Below are 21185 nucleotides of genomic sequence, written 5' to 3'. Positions count from 1 at the left end.
CCACTGGGCTCAGGCAGGCAGGGTTACGACGAATTCGGTGCCTTCGCCCTCGCGGCTTTCCACGGTAAGGGTGCCGCCGTGGCCGGTGGTTACTACGTCGTGGCTCAGCGACAGGCCCAGGCCAGTGCCTTCGCCCACCGCCTTAGTGGTAAAAAAGGGCTGGAAAATGCGAGCCTTTACTACCTCCGACATGCCAATGCCATTGTCGCGGATGCGGATTTCGATGCCACCTGCCACTGCCTGCGTACTTACTGCCACCGCGGGCCGGTAATCGGATTCGGGCTGCTGCTGCCGGGCCTGCACCGCATGAAAAGCATTGGTAAACAGATTTATCATCACCCGGCCAATGTCTAGCGGCATCACCGAAATGCGCGGCAGGTCCGGGGCATAGGAGGTTAGGAGGTCGGCAACGAAACCCTTCTCCTTGGCTTGCAGCCCTTGGTAAGCCAAGCGCAGGCTGTCCTCGGTCAGCTGGTTGAGGTCGATGGACTGACGCTGGCCGGTACCGGTGCGCGAGTGCTCCAGCATGCCCTTGATGATGGAGGTGGCGCGCTGCCCGTGCTGGCTGATTTGCAGCAGGTTCTGCTTCAAGCCGGCCAGGATTTCCTGTTCAAGCCCGTTACTGCGGGCGGGGTCGCGCCGCTCGCCGGTTATCTCGTCCACGAGGTCGGTGCTAACTTCGGCGAAGTTCTTCACGAAGTTGAGCGGGTTTTGCAGCTCGTGGGCGATGCCCGCCGTAAGCTCCCCCAAAAAGGCCATTTTTTCGCGCTGCACCAACTGGTCCTGCGCCGTTTTGAGCTCGGCCAACGACCGTTCCAGCGCCTCCTTGGCACGCTCCTGCTGGCGGCCGTGGCGGGCCAGAATCAGGGCCAGCACTAGCAGCGCCACCACGCCAGCCAGGAGGCCGTAGGTGCGGTAGCGGCCGCGTAGCGCGGCTTGGCTGGCGGCCACCTCGCGGGTGCGCTGCTGCTCGCGGTAGTTGAGGTTTTGCAGGCGCATCACCTTTTCCTGCCCAAAAAGCGTGTCTTTCATCACCAGCAGCAGGCTCTGGTACTTGAGGGCGCTATCGGGTTTGTCACGGGATTTGAAGTCCTGAGTGAGCAGGCTGCTGGCATTGAGCACGCCGCGCAAGAAACCGTTGTCCCGGGCCGCCTGGCAACCCAGCCGGGCGTAGTAAATGCTGGAATCCGTACGCCCGATTTGCTGGTAGAGCTGGGCCAGGCCCACATAGGCAAAATTGAGGCTGCGCAAGTGGTGCACCTTCCTCGATTCCGCAATGCTTTCGCGGTAGAAAATACGCGCCTGGGCCACTTCACCGCGCTTGCGGGCCGCGTTGCCCAGGCCGTAGAGAATGTAGTTGGTGGGCGTGTGCAGGCGGCGCGCCATCCTAAACGCGCGCTCTTGAAAAAGCTGCGCCGAATCGAGCGGGCCAAACAGGTCGTATGCCAGGCCAATGTTGCTGAGCTCGATGACTACGCGGCGGTCGTCATGCAGAGCTTCGCCAATTTTCAGGGCCCGGAAATAATAAGCCAACGCCTGCGGCTTATCGCGCAGATAGACGTAAATGATGCCGATGCTGCGCAGGTTTTGCGCCATCAGGGCCTGGTCCTTGGTGCTTTCGGCCAAGCGGAGCGACTGCTGAAACACTTCCAGCGACCGAGCCAGGTTGCTTTCGCGAAGGGCCGCGCCCAGGCGGTTCAGGGCCTCGCCTTCGCCTTGGAGGTAGTGAATGCGTCGGGCAATGGCAAGAGCCTTATTGGCATATACTGCGGCCGAATCGGTGTTTTGGGTCCACAACTGGTCGCTGACCTGGCATAGTAGCGACACCCGGTCGTAGTCGGTTTGGGGGAGCGCAAGCAGGTGGCGCAGGCTGTCCACCACGGAGCTGGACGGCTTAACATCCACATCGGCCCGCACGGGTACGGCCAGGCACCATAAGGCCAGCAGCAAGCCCAGCCTAAGTGGTACGCGCGCAGCTAAATAACAAGGAGAAGATATACGCACCACGAAAAAACTGAGACCGGCAAATTAAGCTTTTTTCCTCACCCAATACTATTAGGTACGGCCAAGAGCTCCGGCTGCCGGACCAACGCGTGTCAGCGCGCCTTAACCGGAATCTTCGCGCAGAAGTTTTGGGGCAAACGTGAAATAGCTGGCATGCCGCGCAACGCTCTTACAGACGGGCTTCGGCAAATACCAAACTCGTTTGTGTGATTAGCTAACCAACCTGGTTGATAGGGAAGCTAATCACGAACTCGGTCCCTTTTCCTTCTTCGCTTTCCACGACCAATGTGCCACCGTGCCCCTGCGTGATGATGTCGTAGCTCAGCGACAAGCCCAGGCCCGTGCCCTCACCCGTGGGCTTGGTAGTGAAAAAGGGCTGGAAGATTTTGGCTCGCACCGCGGCCGGAATGCCTGCGCCGTTGTCGCGCACCCGGATTTCCACTTCCTTGCCCAGGTTGCGAGTGCTGATGCTCACGGTGGGCGCGTAGCCGGCCTCGCCGGTTTGCTGGCGCTGGCGCACTGCATAAAACGCGTTGTTGAGCAGGTTGAGCAGTACCCGGCCCAGGTCCTGCGAAATGACGGCGACTGGCGGCAGGCTGGGGTCGAAATCAGGATTGAGGGTGGCGTTGAAGGTTTTATCCTTGGCGCGTAGGCCGTGGTAGGCCAGGCGCAGGTACTCGTCGGCCAGGGCGTTGAGGTTGGTGGCTGTGCGCTCGCCAGAACTGGTGCGCGAGTGTTCGAGCATGCCCCGCACGATGCTGGCCGCGCGCCCGCCGTGCTGGCTAATTTTGATGAGGTTCTGCTTGAGGTCAGCGAGCAGCTCGGCTTCCAGTTCCAGGTCGCGGTCGGGTTTGGCCTGCTCCTCTTCCAGTTCCGTCAACAGCTCGGCGCTCACATCGGCGAAGTTGTTGACGAAATTGAGCGGGTTCTGAATCTCGTGGGCAATGCCGGCCGTCAGCTCGCCCAGGCTGGCCATTTTCTCGGACTGCACCAGCTGGGCCTGGGTGGTGCGCAGCTCGGTGAGGGTAGCTTGCAGCTCCTGGGCCTGGTTGGTAAGGGCGACTGTGCGCTCGGCCACCAGGTGCTCCAACTGCATGTTCTGGGCTTCGATGAGGCGCTTGGCTTTGGCTTCTTCCTCGCGCAGCAATTCCTCTTTTTCCAGCTGCTTTTTCTGGCTGCGGGAAATAAACATGAAGGTTATCACCCAAATCATCACGAAGCCCTGCGTGCTGTCCATAAAGGCATCGAAGCGCTTGGGCATCTCGCCGCTGCCATCCTCCAGCACCATCTCAACCAACTTGTAGAGCACGAAGGGCGCCGTGGCAAACAGCAGCGTGCGGGCCGGTCGGTAGTGGCGGAGCGCCACCAGCGTCCCCAGTATCGTCAGCAGGGCGAATAGCCAATAGAAATCGCCGACGAGGGGCGACTTTATTTCGAACAGCAGCACAATGCCCAACAGCACCACCGCTGGCACCCAGATAAAGCGCAGCACCTTTTCCAAAAGCGGATTGCGCCTGGGCACGTCGAGAAACTTGCTCATTGCCCGCGTGATGCCGTAGGCCATCGGGGCTAGGTAAAACAGTTCGCTGTAACCATCCGAGTGCGCCATAGCAGGGAAGCAGGACCAGGTAATCCGATTGTAGACAAGAAATGCCGGCACCCGCCGTGCGCCGCAAAGTTGGGGTTTTTACCGAGAGCTTGTATCCGGCTGGCCCGGGGCTGTGGGCAAGGCCACCACAAATTCGGTTCCTTCGCCCTCGCGGCTCTCCACGGTGAGGGTGCCGCCGTGGCCTTTGGTCACAATATCGTGGCTCAGCGACAGGCCCAGGCCGGTGCCTTCTTCGGCCGGCTTGGTCGTAAAAAAGGGCTGAAACACTTTGCTCAGCACTTCGGCATTCATACCGGTGCCGTTGTCGCGCACCCGGATTTCCACGGTATGCGGCGCGTGGTGCCGGGTACTTACCGTCACGGTGGGCTGGAAGGTGGCGGCGGTGCCGGCAGCAGCTTCCTGGCGCTGGCGTGCGCGCACGGCATGCAGGGCGTTGGTGCACAGGTTCACCAGCACGCGGGTGAGGTCGGAGGGCACGACGGCTACGAGCGGCTGGCGCGGCGGCAGGTCCTGCACTAGCGTGGCATGAAAGGTTTTGTCCTGCACGCACAAGCCTTGGTAGGCCAGCGTGAGGCCCTCAGCCGCGAGGGCGTTGAGGTCGGTGGGCACGCGCTGGCCGCTGCCGGCGCGGGCGTGGGTGAGCATATCGTTGATGATGGACGAGGCACGCTGGCCCTGCTGGCTGATTTTTTCCAGGTTCTGCCGCAGGCCGGCCATTATTTCCTGCTCCAGGCTGGCCGGCCCGGTCGGCGGCACGGGGTCGGTGTCGAGCAGGGCCACGCTCACATCGGCAAAGTTTTTCATGAAGGCCAGCGGGTTCTGCAGCTCGTGGGCAATGCCGGCCGAAAGCTCGCCCACAAACGCCCACTTTTCGGACGCTACCAACTGGCTTTGCGTGGCGCGCAGCTCGTCCTGCTGCTGCTTGAGCACGGCGTTGGCCCGCTGCTTTTCGCGGTTGTTGCGCCAGAGCACCACACTCAGCGTGCCCACCGCGCCCAGCCCCAGCAGCGCACTCAGCAAAGCCCAGCGCTGCTGGCGATTTTGGGCTTGAATGAACTGGCTGGAACTGGTGAGCTTCACAATCTGGGCCTGCTTTCTGGCCAGGTCGGCGCGGTATTCCAGCACTGCAGCTCGGCGCTTCAGGTCGCTGCTGTTCAGGCTGTCGCGGTAGGCACCGAACAGTTTTTCGTAGCGGTAGGCCGCTGCAAAGTTGCCGAGGCGGGCCGAAGCCTGGGCCAGAACCTGGCTGGCATCGCGGCTGTATTCTTTGGCCCCGCTGCGTTGCGTAGTCTGCAAGCTCTGCTGCGCGTAGCGCAGGGCACTATCGAGTTGGCCAGCACGCAGGAAGGAACGGGCCAATACCAGCTGGGCGCGGGGCACATCGCCGGCAGCCGACCGCATGCGCAAGGCCCGCCGCAGGCCACTGCGAACGGCGGCAAATGCTTCTGGTATATGGCCCTGGCGCTCCTGCATGTCACCAATATTGATTTCTTCGAAGAGCAGGCCCTGCTCATCATTCAGCTCCCGCGATATTTCCGCGTCAACCTCATAGTTGCGTTGCGCCTCGGCCCACTTGCCCTGGATGCGATACAAGGCCCCAAACCCCGCGTGGGCGTGCCCGATGCTGTTTGGGTCGCCCGATTCTTTGGCCAGGCCCAAGCCTTGGTCGAGGTAGCGGGTAGCAGTGGCGTATTCGCCCAGGTAGGTACTGCTGATGCCCAGTTGGGTATTGAGAAACGCCTGCCATTTCAGGTTGCGTGCGGCTTCGGCCAGGGCCAGACCGCGCAGGTTGGCCTGCAGCGACTTGTTGTAGAAGCCCTGGTCAGAGTAGATACACGACAGGTTGTAAAAGCTGCGCATCTGGCCCAGCAGGTTGCCAGCCTGCTCAAAGCCCTGCCGGGATTGCTCCGAATAGGCTTCGGCCGTGCCGTACTCGCCCCGGTGGCGGTAGTAAAACCCCAGGCCCAACGACGCCTCCGCCTCGCCCACGGTGTATCCCAGCTCCTGCCCCAACTGGCGCGCCTCCCGAAACAGAGCCGCCGACTTCTCGGGGGCGTTGTTGCGCAGCGCCAGTGCCAGCGCATTGAGGCGGTTGTTGCGGGCGGTATCGGGCCGAGCGTGGCTGCGCAAGTCGGCCTGCAGGCTATCGGCCACTTGCGCCTGGGCGTGGGCAGCGCCGGGCAGCCCCGCGCCTAACAGGCAGCCCAGTGCTGCCCGGCGCACTACTGGCACACAGCCCGCTACAATTGCCACGATAAACTGATTGGCCGCTCCCACTGCTACGCCGACAGAATGATGAGGAATTCGGTTCCTTCGCCCTCGCGGCTTTCCACGGTGAGGGTGCCGCCGTGGCCTTTGGTCACAATATCGTAACTCAGCGACAGGCCCAGGCCGGTGCCCTCGCCCACGGGCCGGGTGGTGAAAAAGGGCTGAAAAATCTTGCTTTTCACATGGTCGGGCATGCCCGTGCCGTTGTCGCGCACCCGAATTTCGACCATCTGGTTAGTGGGCCGATGCGTGCTTACGGTCACGGTAGGCTCGTAGGCGGGGTCATTGGCATCGCTGGTGGCGGCGCGCTGGCGCTCGCGCACGGCGTGCAGGGCATTGGTGCACAGGTTGAGCAGCACGCGGCCCATATCCTGCGTCACTACGGCCACGGTGCCAAGCTGAGGGTCGAGGTTTTTGCCCAGGGTAGCGTAAAAATTCTGGTCACTTGTGCGAAAGCCCTGGTAGGCCAGGTGCAGCGATTCTTCGGCCAGGGCGTTGAGGTCGCTGGGTACGCGCTGGCTGGTGCCGGTGCGCGAGTGCTCCAGCATGTCTTTGATAATGGAGGAAGCCCGCTGCCCGTGCTGGCTGATTTGCTGAAGGTTTTGCTTCAGGCCCACCAGAATTTCCTGTTCTAGGTTAGCAGGCCGGTCGTGGCCGTTCATGTCTTCCACCAAAGTGGTGCTCACCTCAGCAAAGTTTTTCATGAAGTTGAGCGGGTTTTGCAGCTCGTGCGCAATGCCCGCCGTAAGCTCGCCCAGAAACGCCATCTTCTCGGCTTGCACCAGTTGCGACTGGGTTTCGCGGAGCTGGGCCAGGTTGCGACGGTTGGTTTGCAGCTGCCGGTAGATGAACACACCCAGCCCAGACACCAGCATCACGGCCAGCAGCGCCCCCAGCAGCAGCCGCTTGCCCAGGCGCAAGCGCACCGCTTGCAAGGCCTGCTCCTGGCGCAGATTATCAATCTGGGCGTACTGAGCCTGCTCTACCCGCTCGCCTTCGTACTGAGCCACGTGGAATGTGTTCTGGGTTGCGTCCAAGGTATCGGTGAGGGCAATGTAGGCGCGGGAATAGCGCTGGGCTTCGGCCGGGCGGTTGCGCGCGTCATAGAACTCGGCCAACTGTTTCAGGTATTTAGGCCGCAGCCGGTCGACGTGCGCGGCGGTGGCTTTGCGGTAAGCCCGCAGCCAGTGCTGCTCGGCGCGGGCCGCGTCGTGGTGGGCCGTGTAGTAGCGCGCCCAGGCCGCATCCAGCTCAAACTCACCAGGCTTGCCCGACATCGGGAAGTGCAGCTCATCATCGAGCTCCTGGGCCTCAGTCAGCAAGCGCCCGGCCGCGTCCACCTGTTGCATCTGGAGCAGCACCAGGGCCTTTTCCACCAGCCCGTAGGCATGGCTGGCCTGCTGCTCGGCGGGGTCGGGCATGTGGGCCAGCAGCACCGAGTCGGCCATGCGCAGGGCCATTGCCTTGTCGCCATCTTCGGTGTATAGGCGCGACAGGGCCAGAAAGGTAAATACGCGCTCCATGCCTTGCAACCGCCGGAAATCGGGCAGGCGCTGGGCTTGGCGCAGGTATTGCACGGCCTTGGCGCGGTTGCCCCACTCGGCGTACACGTTGCCGGCCACCAGCAGTTCGCGCAGGTACAGGCGCTGGTCGTAGGCCTGCACCAAGTCGGCGGCGCGCAGCAGGCTGTTGAGGGTACGGTTGTAGTCGCCCATGCGCCGATAGTAGCCACCCTGTGAGATATAGCAGGCGGCCAGGTTTTCGGTGGCGCCGTGCAGGCGGTAGTAGGCCAGCTTTTCGTCGTAGTACTGCTTGCGCGCATCTATCAGGTTCAGCCGGTTATACAGCGTTACCAGGTCAATCAGCACCCACGGGATAGGCCGGCCGGTTTGGTCAAAAGCCGTCACGGCCACTTTTATGCTGTCGAGCGCGGCTGCATTGGCATCGCCCTGGCGCCAGAGAGCCACCCCAGCGCGGAGGCGGCGGTAGGGGGCATCGTTCAGGGCGTGCAGGCGCTGGTTGAGCGTCAGCAACTGGTCGAGCAAAGGCAGGGCCCGAGCGTTCGTGGGGTGCAGGTCGAGCAGGTGCTGGATGAGCCGCAGACGGGCCGTGTCGCTGCGCTGCAGCGGCAGCGCCCGGCTCAGCGAGTCATAGTCGGCATCCCAGTAGCTGCCTCGGGCCTGTGCGGCGATGCTTATCAGCCAGGCAGCCAGCACCATTACTATCCATTTCATGGGCGGGATGCGAGCCTAACAGTGGTTGATAAAGAAGTTGCCCTGTTCGGTCCGCTCAAGCGGTGGGACATTTGCCTGGGCAGAAACCAAGTAATGGCAAGAGGCATGGAAAGTATTCGGTAGAAAAGCTAAAAAATAAGCATCCGCCAAAAAGCATTTTATCAGCCGGTTTCCCGTTCTGATTTAGCTCACTCCGCCGCTGCCAATCCGGCCCCCGGCAGCGGGTTTATATGTACGCATCAAGCTAAAGACCTGAATTGCTGTGTGAAGGCTGCCTACGGTCTTCAATTGTGAAAAACCAGAAGAAAGCGGCTGCGAAATTTATTTATTTCAATTTTTTTTTCTACAAAGCTAGCAATTCACCAGGCCTGTTGCAACCGCTTCAGGCTGGTCGAAATGCGGCCGCAAGCCCAACGGTAAGCGAACTACTTCAGCGAGCCCAAATGCCTCCGGGGAATAGCACCTGCTGCTCCGCTTATCTTCGGTCCGAAGCCCTCGCTTTTTCGTATGAATACAGACTTACCATAGGTCATTTCCCGCCCATGAACCAGCAAGCTGCCGAAGACTTTATCCTGAACGAGCTACGGCGTGGGCTGGCGCCCACCCTCACCTACCACGGCCTGGCCCACACCCTCGATGTGGCCCTGGCCGCCAGCAGCCTGGCTGCCGCCGAGGGCGTGACCGAACCCGAACCCCTGGCCCTGCTGCGCACCGCCGCCCTCTACCATGATGCTGGCTTCCTCTACACCTACGAACAGCACGAAGCCCGCGGCAGCGAGCTGGTGCGGGCCACCCTGCCCGGCTTTGGCTACTCACCCGCGCAGGTTGAGCAGGTTTGTGCACTGATAATGGCCACCCAATACCCGCAGCAACCCGCCGACCACCTCGCCCAAATTCTCTGCGATGCTGACCTTGACTACCTCGGCCGGCCTGATTTCGAGCCCATTTCCACCAGCCTGTTCCATGAGCTTACCGCCCAGCAGCTCATCGCCGACGAACACGCTTGGTTTCGGCTGCAAGAACGGTTTCTCACCAGCCACCACTACTGGACGGCTACCGCCCAGGCCCGGCGCACCGCTCCCAAGCAGGCTCAGCTAAAACACATAATGGCACGACTGGCCAACTGGCCCACGGCTCAGTAATCGGCCAAGCCGTTGCGAAGCGAATAGACCTCCGTAAACCCATTGGCCAGCAGCAGCAGTGCGGCTTTTTGGCTACGCACGCCACTGGCGCAATGCACTATCACCGGTGTACCGGGTGCTAAGTCGGCCAGCTGCGCAGGGAGTTGCCCTAGCGGAATCAGCTGCCCGCCGATGCTCCGCCGGGCATGTTCATGGGGCTCGCGTACGTCCAGGAGCTGTAGCGGGCGCTCACTCTGCTGCCACGCTTTTAGCTCCTCGGCCGAGATTTCGGGGGCACGGGTGGGGGCTGCTTCCAATGGGGCTTCGCCACAAAAGGCGGCATAGTCCGAGGCGAGAGCAGTCAGCGCCTGGTTGGCGGCTACGGCCCGGAACCGGATGGTTTGAAACTGCATGTCCAGCGCGTTCACCAGTAGTAGCCGGCCGCTCAGCACCTCTCCTATTTCCAGAATAATCTTCAAGGCCTCATTGGCCTGCATGGTACCGATAAGGCCCGGCAACACGCCCAACACACCGATTTCGGCACAATTGGGTGAATCGCCGGGAGCGGGCGGTACGGGGTGGAGGCAGCGGTAGGTAGGGCCGTTTTGATAGTTGAATACCGTCACCTGGCCCTCAAACTTGAAAATGGCCCCAAACACCAGCGGCCGGCCTAGCACCACGCACGCGTCGTTTACCAGGTAGCGGGTAGCGAAATTATCGGAGCAATCCACCACGATGTCGTATTCGGCAAACAGAACCAGCGCATTAGCCGCCGAAAGCAATACCTGATGCGTACGCAGTTCGATGAATGGGTTTTGGGCGTGCAGCTTCTCGGCAGCTACCACGGCCTTGGGCCGGCCCACGTCGGCGGTGGCATATAGCACCTGGCGCTGCAGATTGGAATCGTCCACGGTATCGAAGTCGAGCAGGCCCAGGGTACCCACGCCAGCGGCAGCCAGGTATTGCAGAACGGGGCAGCCCAGGCCACCGCAGCCTACCACCAGCACGCGGGCAGCCTTCAGCTTCTGCTGGCCGGCTGCCCCAATTTCGGGTAGCAGCAGGTGGCGGCTGTAACGGTTGTTTTCGGCAGCGGATAGGTTTGAAGTGACGGGTTGCATTGCGGTGACAAACGAAGGATTAGAAGCGAATAAGCAGCATAAACAAATTTCGGCGGAAACAGGCCAGTAGCATAGTCCTTTTTGGCCCGCATGCTCCCGCGTTGTGCCTATGCCATCAGCGATGGCAGGAAAATTATTTGGTAGTTCGTTGCTCGCTTGCGCCTGCTCTACATTTGCCGTGCTGGTTCAGCTTACAAGCATTTTATCCGCATCAAAGCAAAGCTTATTTGATTTAACATAATAATGAAATGAACAGAAAAACCTGCTTACCTTGCTGCAAACAGTGTTTTGAGCTAATAACCGAAGCTGGCTAATCAGCAAAAATCACCGCTTCTCTACTCGCTGACTGCTGCGCTGGCCACCGCTGCTAGCGGTAAGAACATAGCTCCCGGGCACCAGACTGGCTGGTATGCGCACGGTGAGTTGGCGCGCAGCCGGACGCTGTGTGGTACTAAATACCCGACGGCCGGCGGCATCCGCCAGTGAGATGGTTATGGCTTCGGTTAGGTCCTGACCAAGTGCCACTGTCAGCTCAGAGCTGAAAGGGTTCGGAAACACGCTAGTAAGTAAGGCCGGCGCAGTGCCACCGGCGGGCACCGCTACCACCACTACCGGCGAGTAGGCACTGGTACCGTCAAGGTCAACCTGACGCAGGCGATAATAGTATGGGCGGCCCGCCTCTACCTTGGCATCGAGGTAAGAATAGATGTGACGGCTAGTGCTGGTGCCAGCCGCCGCCACACGGCCCAGCGGCTGGTAGTTCACGGCATCAATGGCCCGCTCGATGTCGAAATAGCTTGATTTCAACTCACTGGCAGTTTGCCAGCCTAGCTCTATGCCCTCCGGCGTGCGGCTGCCCGTGAAGCGGAGCAGCGTGACCGGCAGCGGCGCGGCCGGGTCGAGCACGTTGGAGGTAAACAGACCCCGACCGTGGGTGGCGGCGCCCACCAGTTTATCGCCGGGTCGGTAGCGCAACATGTCGACGCGGGTATTGACGAGGCCGTTGCTGGCGGGCGTCCACACGGTAGCACTGCCGCTGAGCTGTTCGGTGGTGTATACGCCCATCTCAGTGGCCAGCAGGGCGCGGGTAGTGTTGGTAGGGTCAAACAGCGCCCAGCGCACGGGCATATCGGGCAGCAGGTTTTCCACGCTGGTCCAGGTAGGTGAGGCCGCGTCGGCGTTGGTGGTTTCGTATACGCTCACGGTGCCATAGTTGCTGTAGGTCAGCAGCAAGTGCTTCTCATTGGTGGGGTCGACGGCTACGCACGACACCGACGTGCCGGCAGTGCCCGTACGCAGTGTGGTGACAGCAGGCGTGGCCGTATTGGCGTTGTCGACGCGCAGGAGCTTGCCGGCATTCGTACCCACATAAATGCGATTGGCGGTGAGGGGCGACACGGTGATGTGCGTGACCTTGCCTGCGCCGGTGCCCAGGCCAGGCGTCAAAGTCGTAGCAGCCGCTACGCTGGTAGCCGTGAGCGGATTGGTCCAGGCCAGGTAGAAATCGGCGTTGTGGCAGGCATAGAGCACGTCGGCCTGGCTGTCGTACTCCCAAGGATTGATAAACGAGCCGATGCTGGCGCTGATGTTGAAGTTGGTGAACGAGGCACCGCCGTTGGTAGAGCGCCGGTATTGGTTGTACACGTAGCTGGTAAACTGCGCGTTTGCATTGGTCTGGTCGATGGCACAGAAGCCGCCGTCGCCACTGGTGGCCATGGTGGTAGTGCCCAGCCCGGCCGTGGTAAACTTCTGGGTGCCATTGTCCTGCGCCCCGGCCAGGAAGTAGTTGAAATTAGTCGGGTGCATAGCCAGCGCGTAGAACTGCGTCACATTCAACCCATTATTGCGCTGGCTGAAAGTGGGCTCGGTAGCATTGCTGGTGGAGGCATCAGCCGAATAAGCCACCCCGCCATCGCTGCCGAAATACGCTTGGTTGGCTGGCGCCGTGGCGGTGGGCACAAAGGCAATGGCGTGGTGGTCGGCGTGCACATAATAAGAAGAGGAGACACCGGCATTCCACACTGATTCCTGGTCCCAGGCAATGTTGCCGGGTGTGGCATTGCCGGCATCCGACGTAAACCATAGGTCGAGGCCGCCCAAGTACACAGCGTTGGGGTCGCTTGGCGAGACGGAAATGGCCAGGTTGTACCACGCCTGGCCGTTGGTGTAGTCGGTGGTGCTACCACCGGGGCGGCCCATCACCACCCAGGTATTTCCCTTGTCAGTGGAACGGTAAATATTGAGCAACGAATTCGTGGTGGTAGTCTGAAACACCGCGTAGAGCCGGTTGGCGTCGGAAGGCGCACAGGCCAGTTCAATGCGCTGGTAACCCGTGGTGGGCAGGCCCGAGCCGGCCAGGGTATTGAGCTTGGTCCAGGAGCCGGAGTTGCCAGTGGTCGAGCGGTAGATACCATCGGTGTTGAAGATTCCCAATGCCGCATACACCGTATTGTCGGCCCCAATTTCCACGTCGGCCACCCGGGTAGCAGTGCCACTCAGCACCAGGCTCCAGGTGCTGCCGGCGTTCTGGCTGCGCCAGAGGCCGTTGCGGGTAGCAGCGTACACCTCCCCGGTGGTGGGCTGCACCGCTATTTTCTGTACAAAGTAAAAGTTCGCGTTATTGGTGCTGGCCAGCCGGGCCCAGGTGGCACCGCCGTCCGTCGACTTCCAGATGCCCGCACCCTGAATGGCATCGACGTTGAAATAGCCCTCGCCGGTGCCGCAGTACAGCACCTCCGGGCTGCTGCCGGGCACGGCCGCAACGGTAGTCACGGCCAGGTTGGTGAGCGAGGCATTCACGTTTCGCCACTGCACCGAAGGGCTTTTGGCGTTGGTGCCCTTCCAGAGCCCGCCGCCCGCCGAGCCGGCCCAGATGGTGCTGCCAGTAGCATCAGCGGGGTCCACCAGCAGGCCCAGAATGCGGCCGGCCACATTGGAAGGCCCACGCTCGACCCAGGTGGCACCGGCCAGGTTGCCGGATGTGGGGCGCTGCAAGGCCTGACTGGTCAGGGCAGTCTGGTTGAAGGCGGCAGCGGCGGTGAGGCGCTCGCGGGGCACGGTACCAGTAGCGGGGTCGCGGGTCAGAGCGGCTTCCTGCTCCAGGGCCAGGTCGGGGCGGTCGGCGAAGACCCGGTCACCATCTTCGGCTTCGTCTTCTTCCTCCTCTTCCTCCCGCGATTCGCGTACCAGCTCCTGCTTGGTTTTCGGCCCGGTTTCGAGCGCCAGCTGGAAGCTTCCGGCAAATAGGAGCATCAGCAGCCCGCCACTGAGTAACTGACGCCAATGAGAAGCGGCGAGTAGCGTTTTTTTCATCGTCTCGGTGCAGTCAATATTGCTGCGGAATTAGCTAAGTAAAGGCAACGCGCTGTGCGAAAGCAATATTGCGCCGCTCGCACGAGTGCGCTCGACAAAGCTACTTAAGCAACAGTAGCAGCTGGCCATCATTGCCCGGACCCGAAGGTCCTGCACTATTAAGGTAATGGTAAACCAGTTGCTGGAATCGATAAAATCCAATATCTTCGCCTGTCACGCACTGTTATCCACTTATCTTCTGGCTATGTTACAAAAGACTCTATTTTTCTTCGTGTTATTGGGCGCGTCTTTCACCGCCCGGGCCCAGGTTGATACCGTACGAGCCAGTACCCTGCCCGGCCCCCAGCGGGCCGAGAAAGCCTACAACAGCGGCCTGGCCAGCTTCAACGCCCAGAGCTACCCGGCGGCACTGGCCAGCTTCGACCAAGCCATTGCCGCCAAGCCCGATTTCGCAGCCGCTTATACCAACCGAGCTGCCACTCGCTATGAGCTCAAAGAATACGCCCAGGCGCTGGCCGACTACGACCAGGCCCTGAAGCTGGAGCCCGGCAACTACGCTGGCTACTTTGGCCGGGCCCGCGCTCACGAAGCCCAAAAGGAGCTAACGGAAGCCGAAAATGACTACGCCGAAGCTGTAAAAGCCAAGCCCGACTACGCCCCCGCCTGGTACAACCGCGGTGTGCTACGCTTCGAAAAAGGCGACTACCAAGCCGCCCGCGACGACTTTGATGGAGCCATCAAGGCCGACCCCAAGATGGCCTACGCCTACCACGACCGCGCCAGTACTCAGCAGAAGCTCGGCAACTACGCCGCCGCCGCCCAAGACTACACCCAGGCCCTGGCCGTGCAGCCCGACCTGCTTTCGGCTTTGCTGAACCGCGCCACTGCCGAGCGCCGCACCGGCCAATTGCCCCAGGCCCTGAAAGATTACGACGCCTACCTTGCCAAGAAGACCGACAATGCCCTGGCGTACAACAACCGGGGCAGCGCCCGCTTCGAAAACAAGGATTACGCCGGGGCTATTGCCGATTTCAGCCAGGCCCTGCAGCTCGATGCCAAGTACGCCTACGCTTGGAACAACCGCGCCGCCGCCCAGCTCAAGCTGGAGAAATTCGCCGATGCCGCCGCCGACGCCAGCGCCGCTATCAAGCTGAAACCCGACTACGCCGAGGCCTACCTCAACCGCGGCCATGCGCGCGAAATGCTCCGCCAGGCCGACGAAGCCTGCCAGGACTGGCGCAAAGCCGCCGAGCTGGGCATTGCCGTAGGCAATAACTACGCGGCCGCGGCTGGCTGTGCCGGCGAGGCCGCAGAATAATTTTCAGGTCAAAACGATAAACCATAAATCCAGAACGTCATGCCGAGCGCAGCCGAGGCAGCTCGCGTGGAATAGCCATCAAAGTCGCCCACGACGCGAGCGAGCTGCCTCGGCTGCGCTCGGCATGACGCCTCTCTAATATCCTTTCGCTATGTCCTTTCCTATTCGCCAACTATTGCTACTGCTCCTGGCCAGCGCCACCCTACCCGTTGCCGCCCAAAGCATCGCCTTCACCAAAGACAACTTTGGCGATAACAAAGACGGCCTGCGCGAAGCCAACCGCGAGCTAAAAGCCGGCGACGAAGAATACCGCGCCGACCCACCGCGCTACGCCGACGCCCTACCCCACTTCCTCGCCGCTCAGGAATTCAACCCCAACAACGCGGCGCTAAACGTAAAAATCGGCGACTGCTACCTGAACTCTACCAGCAAAACCGCCGCTCTCCCCTTTCTGCAAAAAGCGGCTAAGCTCGACGCCACGGCCGATTCCCGCACTCACTACTTGCTGGCCCGCGCCCTGCACCTGAGTGCCAAGTGGCGGGAAGCCATTGCCGAATACCAGCAGGCCACACCAGTAAGCAGCAACACCCGCAACGGTGAAACCGGCACCATCACGCCCAACGACTTGCAACGCCGCATTCAAGAGTGCCGCAATGGCCAGCAGCTGGTGGCGCACCCAACGCGGGTGTTTATCGACAATGCCGGGCCGGAGCTAAACTCTTCGGCCTCGGATTACGGCCCGGTGGTGTCGGCCGACGAGTCGACCATCGTCATTACTTCGCGCCGTGAGGGCTCGACGGGTGGCAAAAAGGACCCGACCGGCAACGGCTATTTCGAGGACATTTACCAGGCCACCTGGAAGGGCAAAACCTGGAGCAAGGCCACCAACCTGGGCGCGCCCGTGAATACCGACGACCACAACGCCACCGTGGGCCTTGCGCCCGACGGCCAGCGCATGCTGGTATACGCCGGCACCAATGGCGGCGACCTACTCGAAACCGGCCTTAGCGGCAGCACCTGGGACAAGCCCCACCGCCTCAATAGCCGCATCAACACCAACTCCCACGAAACCTCGGCCAGCTACTCGCCCGATGGCCGCTACCTGTATTTTGTGAGCGACCGCGAAGGCGGCGCAGGCGGCTCCGACATTTATAAAGTTGATTTGGAGGGCAAGAATACGCCCGTTAACCTGGGCTCGGCCATCAATACGGCTTACGGCGAAGAAGGCGCGTTCATGTCGCCCGACGGCAAAACGCTCTATTTTTCCTCAGAGGGCCACAACTCGATGGGCGGCTACGACATCTTCAAGTCGGTGTTTGAGAACGGCAAATGGAGCACGCCCGAAAACCTGGGCTGGCCCATTAATACGCCCGATGACGACGTATTCTTCGTGGCCTCGGCATCGGGGCGGCACGGCTACTACAGCAGCGACCGGCCCGGTGGCCTGGGTGCAAAGGACATCTACCGCATTACCTTCCTCGGCCCCGAAAAGCAACCCCTGCTTAGTGAAGAAGACCAATTGCTGGCCTCGCGCCTCGCCCCGGTGAAGCAAACCGTGCTGGCCCCCGCCGTTGCTGTAGCCACCGCCCAGGTCACCATCCTGAAAGGCACCGTAACCGATGATGTGACCAAGCAGCCGGTCGACGCCGCCATCGACCTCATCGACAATACCAGTGGGCAGACCATTGCCACGTTCCGCAGCAACGCCACGTCGGGCAGATACCTCGTCAGCCTGCCTTCGGGCACCAACTACGGCATCGTGGTGCGCCAGGAAGGCTACCTGTTCCACTCCGAAAACTTTGACCTACCCGCCGGCGCGGCCTTCGCCGAAGTAGTGAAAGACATTCCGCTGAAGAAGCTGGAAGTAGGCACCGTCATCGTGCTACGCAACATTTTCTTTGATACCGGCAAGGCTACGCTACGCCCCGAAAGCACCGCCGAGCTGGAGCGCCTGCAGAAGCTCCTCACCGAAACGCCCGCTCTGAAGCTGGAGATGGCCGGCCACACCGATGATGTGGGCGAAGCCGCTAAAAACCAAGACCTCAGCCAACGGCGCGCCCAAGCCGTAGTCACTTACCTCACTCAGCACGGCGTCGCCGCGGCCCGCCTCAGCGCCGTGGGCTACGGCGAAACCAAGCCGGAAGTACCCAACACTTCTAAGTTCAACCGCCAGCTCAACCGCCGTACCGAGTTTAAAGTGACAGGCAAATAGCGACGCGGACTCTGATTGTAGGCATAGAAAAAGCAGCCAGAACTGGTACCCCAAATTTCCAATTCGGCTCGTAAGCGCAATATCCTAGCGGACCGTTCACGCGAGCCGAATTGGAAATTCGGGGTACTAGTTCTGCCAGGGCCACAACCGGGCAAAACCTCCCTTTCATCGGGCCATGCCCCTTGATAATCGGAAACTTGCCCCGCCGCGAAATAGCCGTTCTACCTTGCAGCGTCATCCAACTGCCTTGTCTGAACAGCCGGGCTTTTTTGCTTGAAATCACTGCTTCACTTTCTGTACCTCCGGCGGCCGGGGTTGCTGCTATTGGCGGCGCTGGGGCTTTCGCTCTTCTTGACGCGGCCAGCTAGCGCCCAGCAGGTTTACCTGCGCCAGTTTGGGCCCGCCGAGGGCTTCCGGCCATCATTCGTCTATGCGCTGCTGCAGGACCGGCAAGGCTACCTCTGGCTGGGCACCGGCGAAGGGCTGGTGCGCTACGACGGCACGCAGTTCACCACGTTCACGCAAAAAGATGGCCTGACCGACGATTTTGTGGTGTCGTTGCGCGAGGACCCCGCCAGCGGGCGTCTTTGGGTAGGCCATTACCAAGGCGGCATTTCAGTCAAAGCAGCGGCTTCCAATTCATTTAGCTCCGCCAAGCGCAGTATCATTCCTGCTGGCTTGCACCTGCCCGCCGATGGTACGCCACCGGTAGATACCGCTGCCATTGGCCGCTACCAGCGCCGGTACCACGTGCACCTGCCGGCTGGCACCGAGGCCATTTGCCTGCTCGAAGACCGCGAGGGCAACGCTTGGTTGGGGACCGCCGGCCAGGGCCTCTGGCGACACTCCGACCGCTATCTGCGGCTCGACTACACCGATAACTGGGACGCCTCAGTGGCTCCGGCCCTGACGACCGTTTACCAGCATAAGCAGGCGCAGGCTTGGGCCACTTCCTTTGGCAACCACTTTTTCCAGCTGAAGCCCACGGCCGAACCGCAGATTTTCGGCAGCCCGCGCCTGCTGCCTTTGCCCTTGGGCAACTCGTCGGTAAAAGTGCTGCTGGCTAAGCGGGGCGGTGGCTTCTGGCTGGGCACGGCGGTGGGCTTGTGGCACACCAGCAGCTTCGACAAACCCGCTGTGCACGAGCGTCGCCTTCCCGCCAATCTCAGCATAACCGCGCTGGCTCATACCACAAAGCAAGGGCTATGGGTAGGCACTGCCGATGACGGCATCTACCTGCTGCCCACCGATACGGCGCAACGAATTCGCCATTTCACAACGGCCAATGGCCTGCTGCACAACACCATTTACGCCCTGCTAGCCGACCGCAACGGGCGGGTGTGGGTAGCTACCCACGGCACCGGAATTGGCTCCTACGACCCGGTGATGGACGAGTTTGCCCACTACCGCCTAGGGTCTGGAGGCCTCGATGCCACCAGTCTGGCCGAGGATGCTGATGGCCGTCTGTGGGTGGGCACTGAGGGCCAGAGCCTCTATTGCCGCCAGCGTTCCGGCCAGTGGCAACAGCTCACCGCCCAAAGCAAGCTGCCATCGGATTACACCTACGGCATCTTGCCGCTGCCCGCTGCGTCCAGCCAGACCGGCCCGCAGCTGCTGCTGGTTCACCGCCAGGGCCTCACCCTGCTCGATGCCCGCACCCACCGCTTCACCGCCCTGGCGGCAGCCGACGACCCGCTGGTACGCGAGTTGCTCGGCCCCATTGCCCTCACCGCCAAGCCCAAAGGCCATGCGGTGGCGTGGCTGACCACCCGCGCCGGCATGCTGCGGGTAGACGTGAACGCCGCCCGTCGCCTGGCTGATGCCCGCCCGCCCGGCTTGGCCTTCACGCTGGCCGAAGTCGATGGCGAGCCTCGGGCTGTGGGCACACTCGGCTGGCTATCGGCCGCCCGGCACCGGCTTAACTTTAATTTTCAGGGCATTAGCCTGAACTCTGGCGAGCCGCTCACTTACCAATACCGCTTGCGCGGCCTCTCCGATGCCTGGAGCCGGCCCAGCAGCTCGGGCGAGGCCCAGTTTCCCAGCTTGGACGCTGGCCAGTACGTGATGCAGGCACGGGTGCGGCGCGGTAGCGCCGGCCCGTGGAGCCCGGTAGCTACAGCGGCCTTCGGCATTGCCACCCCTTTTTGGCGGACGTGGTGGTTCCGGGCATTTGCGGTGCTGGGACTGACCGGGCTGATTTTTGGCGTGGTCCGGGCCCGCGAAGGCAGCCTGCGCCGCACCCAGCTGGTGCTGGAACGCACCGTGCGCGAGCGCACTGCCGAGCTGCGCCAGCAAAAAGCGCAAATCGAAGTCATCAATGCCGATTTGGTGGTGGCCCGCGACGCAGCCGAAAGCTCGCGCCGGGCCAAGGCGCAGTTTCTGGCCAACATGAGCCACGAAATTCGCACCCCGATGAATGCCGTCATCGGCCTCACCAACCTGCTACAAGCCACGCGGCCCACCCAGGAACAGGGCGAATACCTCACGGCCATTGAGTCGTCGTCGCAGAATTTGTTGGTGATTATCAATGACATTCTCGACAGCTCGAAGATGGAAGCTGGCAAGCTCACGCTGGAGCAGGTGCCCTTCCGCCTGCCCGAGGCTGTACGCCGGCTGGGGGCTATGTTCAAGTTTGCTACCGAAAGCAAGGGCCTGTTCTTCAAGGTAAATGTGGCCGATAATGTGCCTGCCGCCGTGCTCGGCGACCCGGTGCGACTGAACCAAGTACTGGTCAATCTGGTCGGCAATGCCATTAAGTTCACGCGCCACGGCGGCGTCACGGTCACCGTCGAAGCAGTCGAAACACCCGATTTAGCAAACCCCTCAGCCCCTCAGCTATTTGGTCATTCGCGGGTGCGCTTTGCGGTACGCGATACCGGCATTGGCATTCCGAACGATAAGCTGGGGGCCATTTTCGAAGATTTTTCGCAGGCCAATACGTCTACTACCCGCGAGTTTGGCGGCACCGGCCTGGGCCTGAGCATTGCCCGCAACCTCGTGCAGCTGCATGGCGGCCAGCTCGGCGTGACCAGCGAAGAAGGCCAGGGCTCTGAGTTCTTTTTTGAGCTGCCCTACGAAGTGGCCGATGCCAGCGCCGCCCAGCCCGACGCCCATGCCGGTCTGCTCACGCCTTTCGAGCCCGCCCTGCGCGTATTGGTGGCCGAAGATAATGCCCTCAACCAGCTTGTAGCCCGCAAAACTCTGGAAGCCTGGAACGTACAGGTGGTTATCGCCGAAAATGGCCGCCTGGCTCTGGAGGCCGTTACCGAAGCGAACGCCCTCTTCGACGCCGTCTTTATGGATGTACAGATGCCCGAGATGGACGGCTATGAGGCCGCCCGCCAAATCCGCCAGCACTTCCCTGGCCCCAACCAGCTTCCAATCATCGGCCTCACCGCCTCCGTGCTCCCCGAAGACCGCGCCCTGGCCCTGGCTGCCGGCATGAACGATACCCTCGCCAAACCCTTCGAGCCCGCCGTGCTCTACGCCCGCCTCGCCTATTTTACCGGCCGCACTGGTCCAGGGCAAGAGGGTGCGGAAGTCGGAATGCAAGCGGGCACTGTGGCTGATTCGTCAACGCCAACTCCAGCCCCTCCCCCATCCTCCCCCCATACCCTGATAAAACCTGACTGGCACTTATTGGAAGAGTTGGCCGGTGGCAATGAAGGCTTCCTCCGCCAGATTATCAACACTTTCCTGACCGAAGCGCCAGCGCTTGAAGCACTGCTGGCCGCCACCTACCCCACCGACCCGCCCGCCCTGGCCAGCACCGCGCACAAGCTAAAGGGCCAGGTTGCCTACTTCGGCGTGCCAGTGCTGCACACCCAGCTCGACGAGTTGGAGCGCGCCGCCAAGCACCCGGCCATGCCCTATTGCGAGCCACTACTCGATACCATTCGGCACCAATTGGCCGAGCTTTATCCGCAGCTTGAAGAACGTGCGGGGACGTAAAAACCGCTGGTTCAACCTACATTCGTTCACGAAATGTC

10 protein-coding genes are annotated in these 21185 nt (G+C 61.5%); 4 read left to right on the top strand and 6 right to left on the bottom strand.

The annotated features are described in order from the left end of the window. Nucleotides 1–9: 9 nt before the first annotated feature. The 4 genes from J4E00_RS29550 to J4E00_RS29540 form a co-directional block, all read right to left on the bottom strand. Nucleotides 10–1950: an ATP-binding protein gene (locus J4E00_RS29550; RefSeq protein ID WP_236049847.1), complete on the bottom strand. Its 1941-nt coding sequence runs from the start codon at nt 1948–1950 to the stop codon at nt 10–12. A 268-nt stretch (nt 1951–2218) separates the two neighbouring features. Next, the gene (locus J4E00_RS16075; RefSeq protein ID WP_236049846.1) at nt 2219–3613 is read right to left on the bottom strand and encodes an ATP-binding protein; all 1395 of its coding nucleotides are present in this window, start codon (nt 3611–3613) and stop codon (nt 2219–2221) included. Between the two features lie 78 nt (nt 3614–3691). Next, complete coding sequence (locus J4E00_RS30045) at nt 3692–5866, bottom strand: ATP-binding protein (RefSeq protein WP_208176202.1); 2175 nt, start codon at nt 5864–5866, stop codon at nt 3692–3694. A 26-nt stretch (nt 5867–5892) separates the two neighbouring features. Then, complete coding sequence (locus J4E00_RS29540) at nt 5893–8115, bottom strand: ATP-binding protein (RefSeq protein ID WP_236049843.1); 2223 nt, start codon at nt 8113–8115, stop codon at nt 5893–5895. Between the two features lie 542 nt (nt 8116–8657). Between J4E00_RS29540 and J4E00_RS16060 the strand changes: the two genes are divergently transcribed. After that, entirely contained in the window at nt 8658–9257 is a 600-nt protein-coding gene (locus J4E00_RS16060) for an HD domain-containing protein (protein WP_208176201.1), read from the top strand. Here the strand turns inward: J4E00_RS16060 and moeB are convergent. Continuing rightward, on the bottom strand, nt 9251–10354 hold the full coding sequence (moeB, locus tag J4E00_RS16055) for a molybdopterin-synthase adenylyltransferase MoeB (RefSeq protein WP_208176200.1): 1104 nt from the start codon (nt 10352–10354) through the stop codon (nt 9251–9253). The genes J4E00_RS16060 and moeB overlap by 7 nt on opposite strands. Before the next feature lie 324 nt (nt 10355–10678). Further along, nucleotides 10679–13666 (bottom strand): T9SS type A sorting domain-containing protein, encoded by a 2988-nt coding sequence (locus tag J4E00_RS16050; RefSeq protein ID WP_208176199.1) that lies wholly within the window; start codon nt 13664–13666, stop codon nt 10679–10681. 244 nt (nt 13667–13910) lie between these two features. Between J4E00_RS16050 and J4E00_RS16045 the strand changes: the two genes are divergently transcribed. From J4E00_RS16045 to J4E00_RS16035, 3 genes are all read left to right on the top strand, one after another. Next, the gene (locus J4E00_RS16045) at nt 13911–14984 is read left to right on the top strand and encodes a tetratricopeptide repeat protein (protein ID WP_208176198.1); all 1074 of its coding nucleotides are present in this window, start codon (nt 13911–13913) and stop codon (nt 14982–14984) included. Nucleotides 14985–15135: 151 nt separating this feature from the next. Next, a complete protein-coding gene (locus J4E00_RS16040) occupies nt 15136–17196 on the top strand; it encodes an OmpA family protein (RefSeq protein WP_208176197.1) in 2061 nt (686 codons plus the stop codon). A gap of 273 nt (nt 17197–17469) precedes the next feature. Next, nucleotides 17470–21147 carry a hybrid sensor histidine kinase/response regulator gene (locus J4E00_RS16035; protein WP_208176196.1) on the top strand — a complete coding sequence of 1226 codons (3678 nt, stop codon included), beginning with the start codon at nt 17470–17472 and terminating at the stop codon, nt 21145–21147. Nucleotides 21148–21185 lie beyond the last annotated feature (38 nt).

Source organism: Hymenobacter negativus (assembly GCF_017571495.1).
GTDB classification, from domain to species: Bacteria; Bacteroidota; Bacteroidia; order Cytophagales; family Hymenobacteraceae; genus Hymenobacter; species Hymenobacter negativus.
This window is presented reverse-complemented; position numbering and strand designations above follow the sequence as displayed.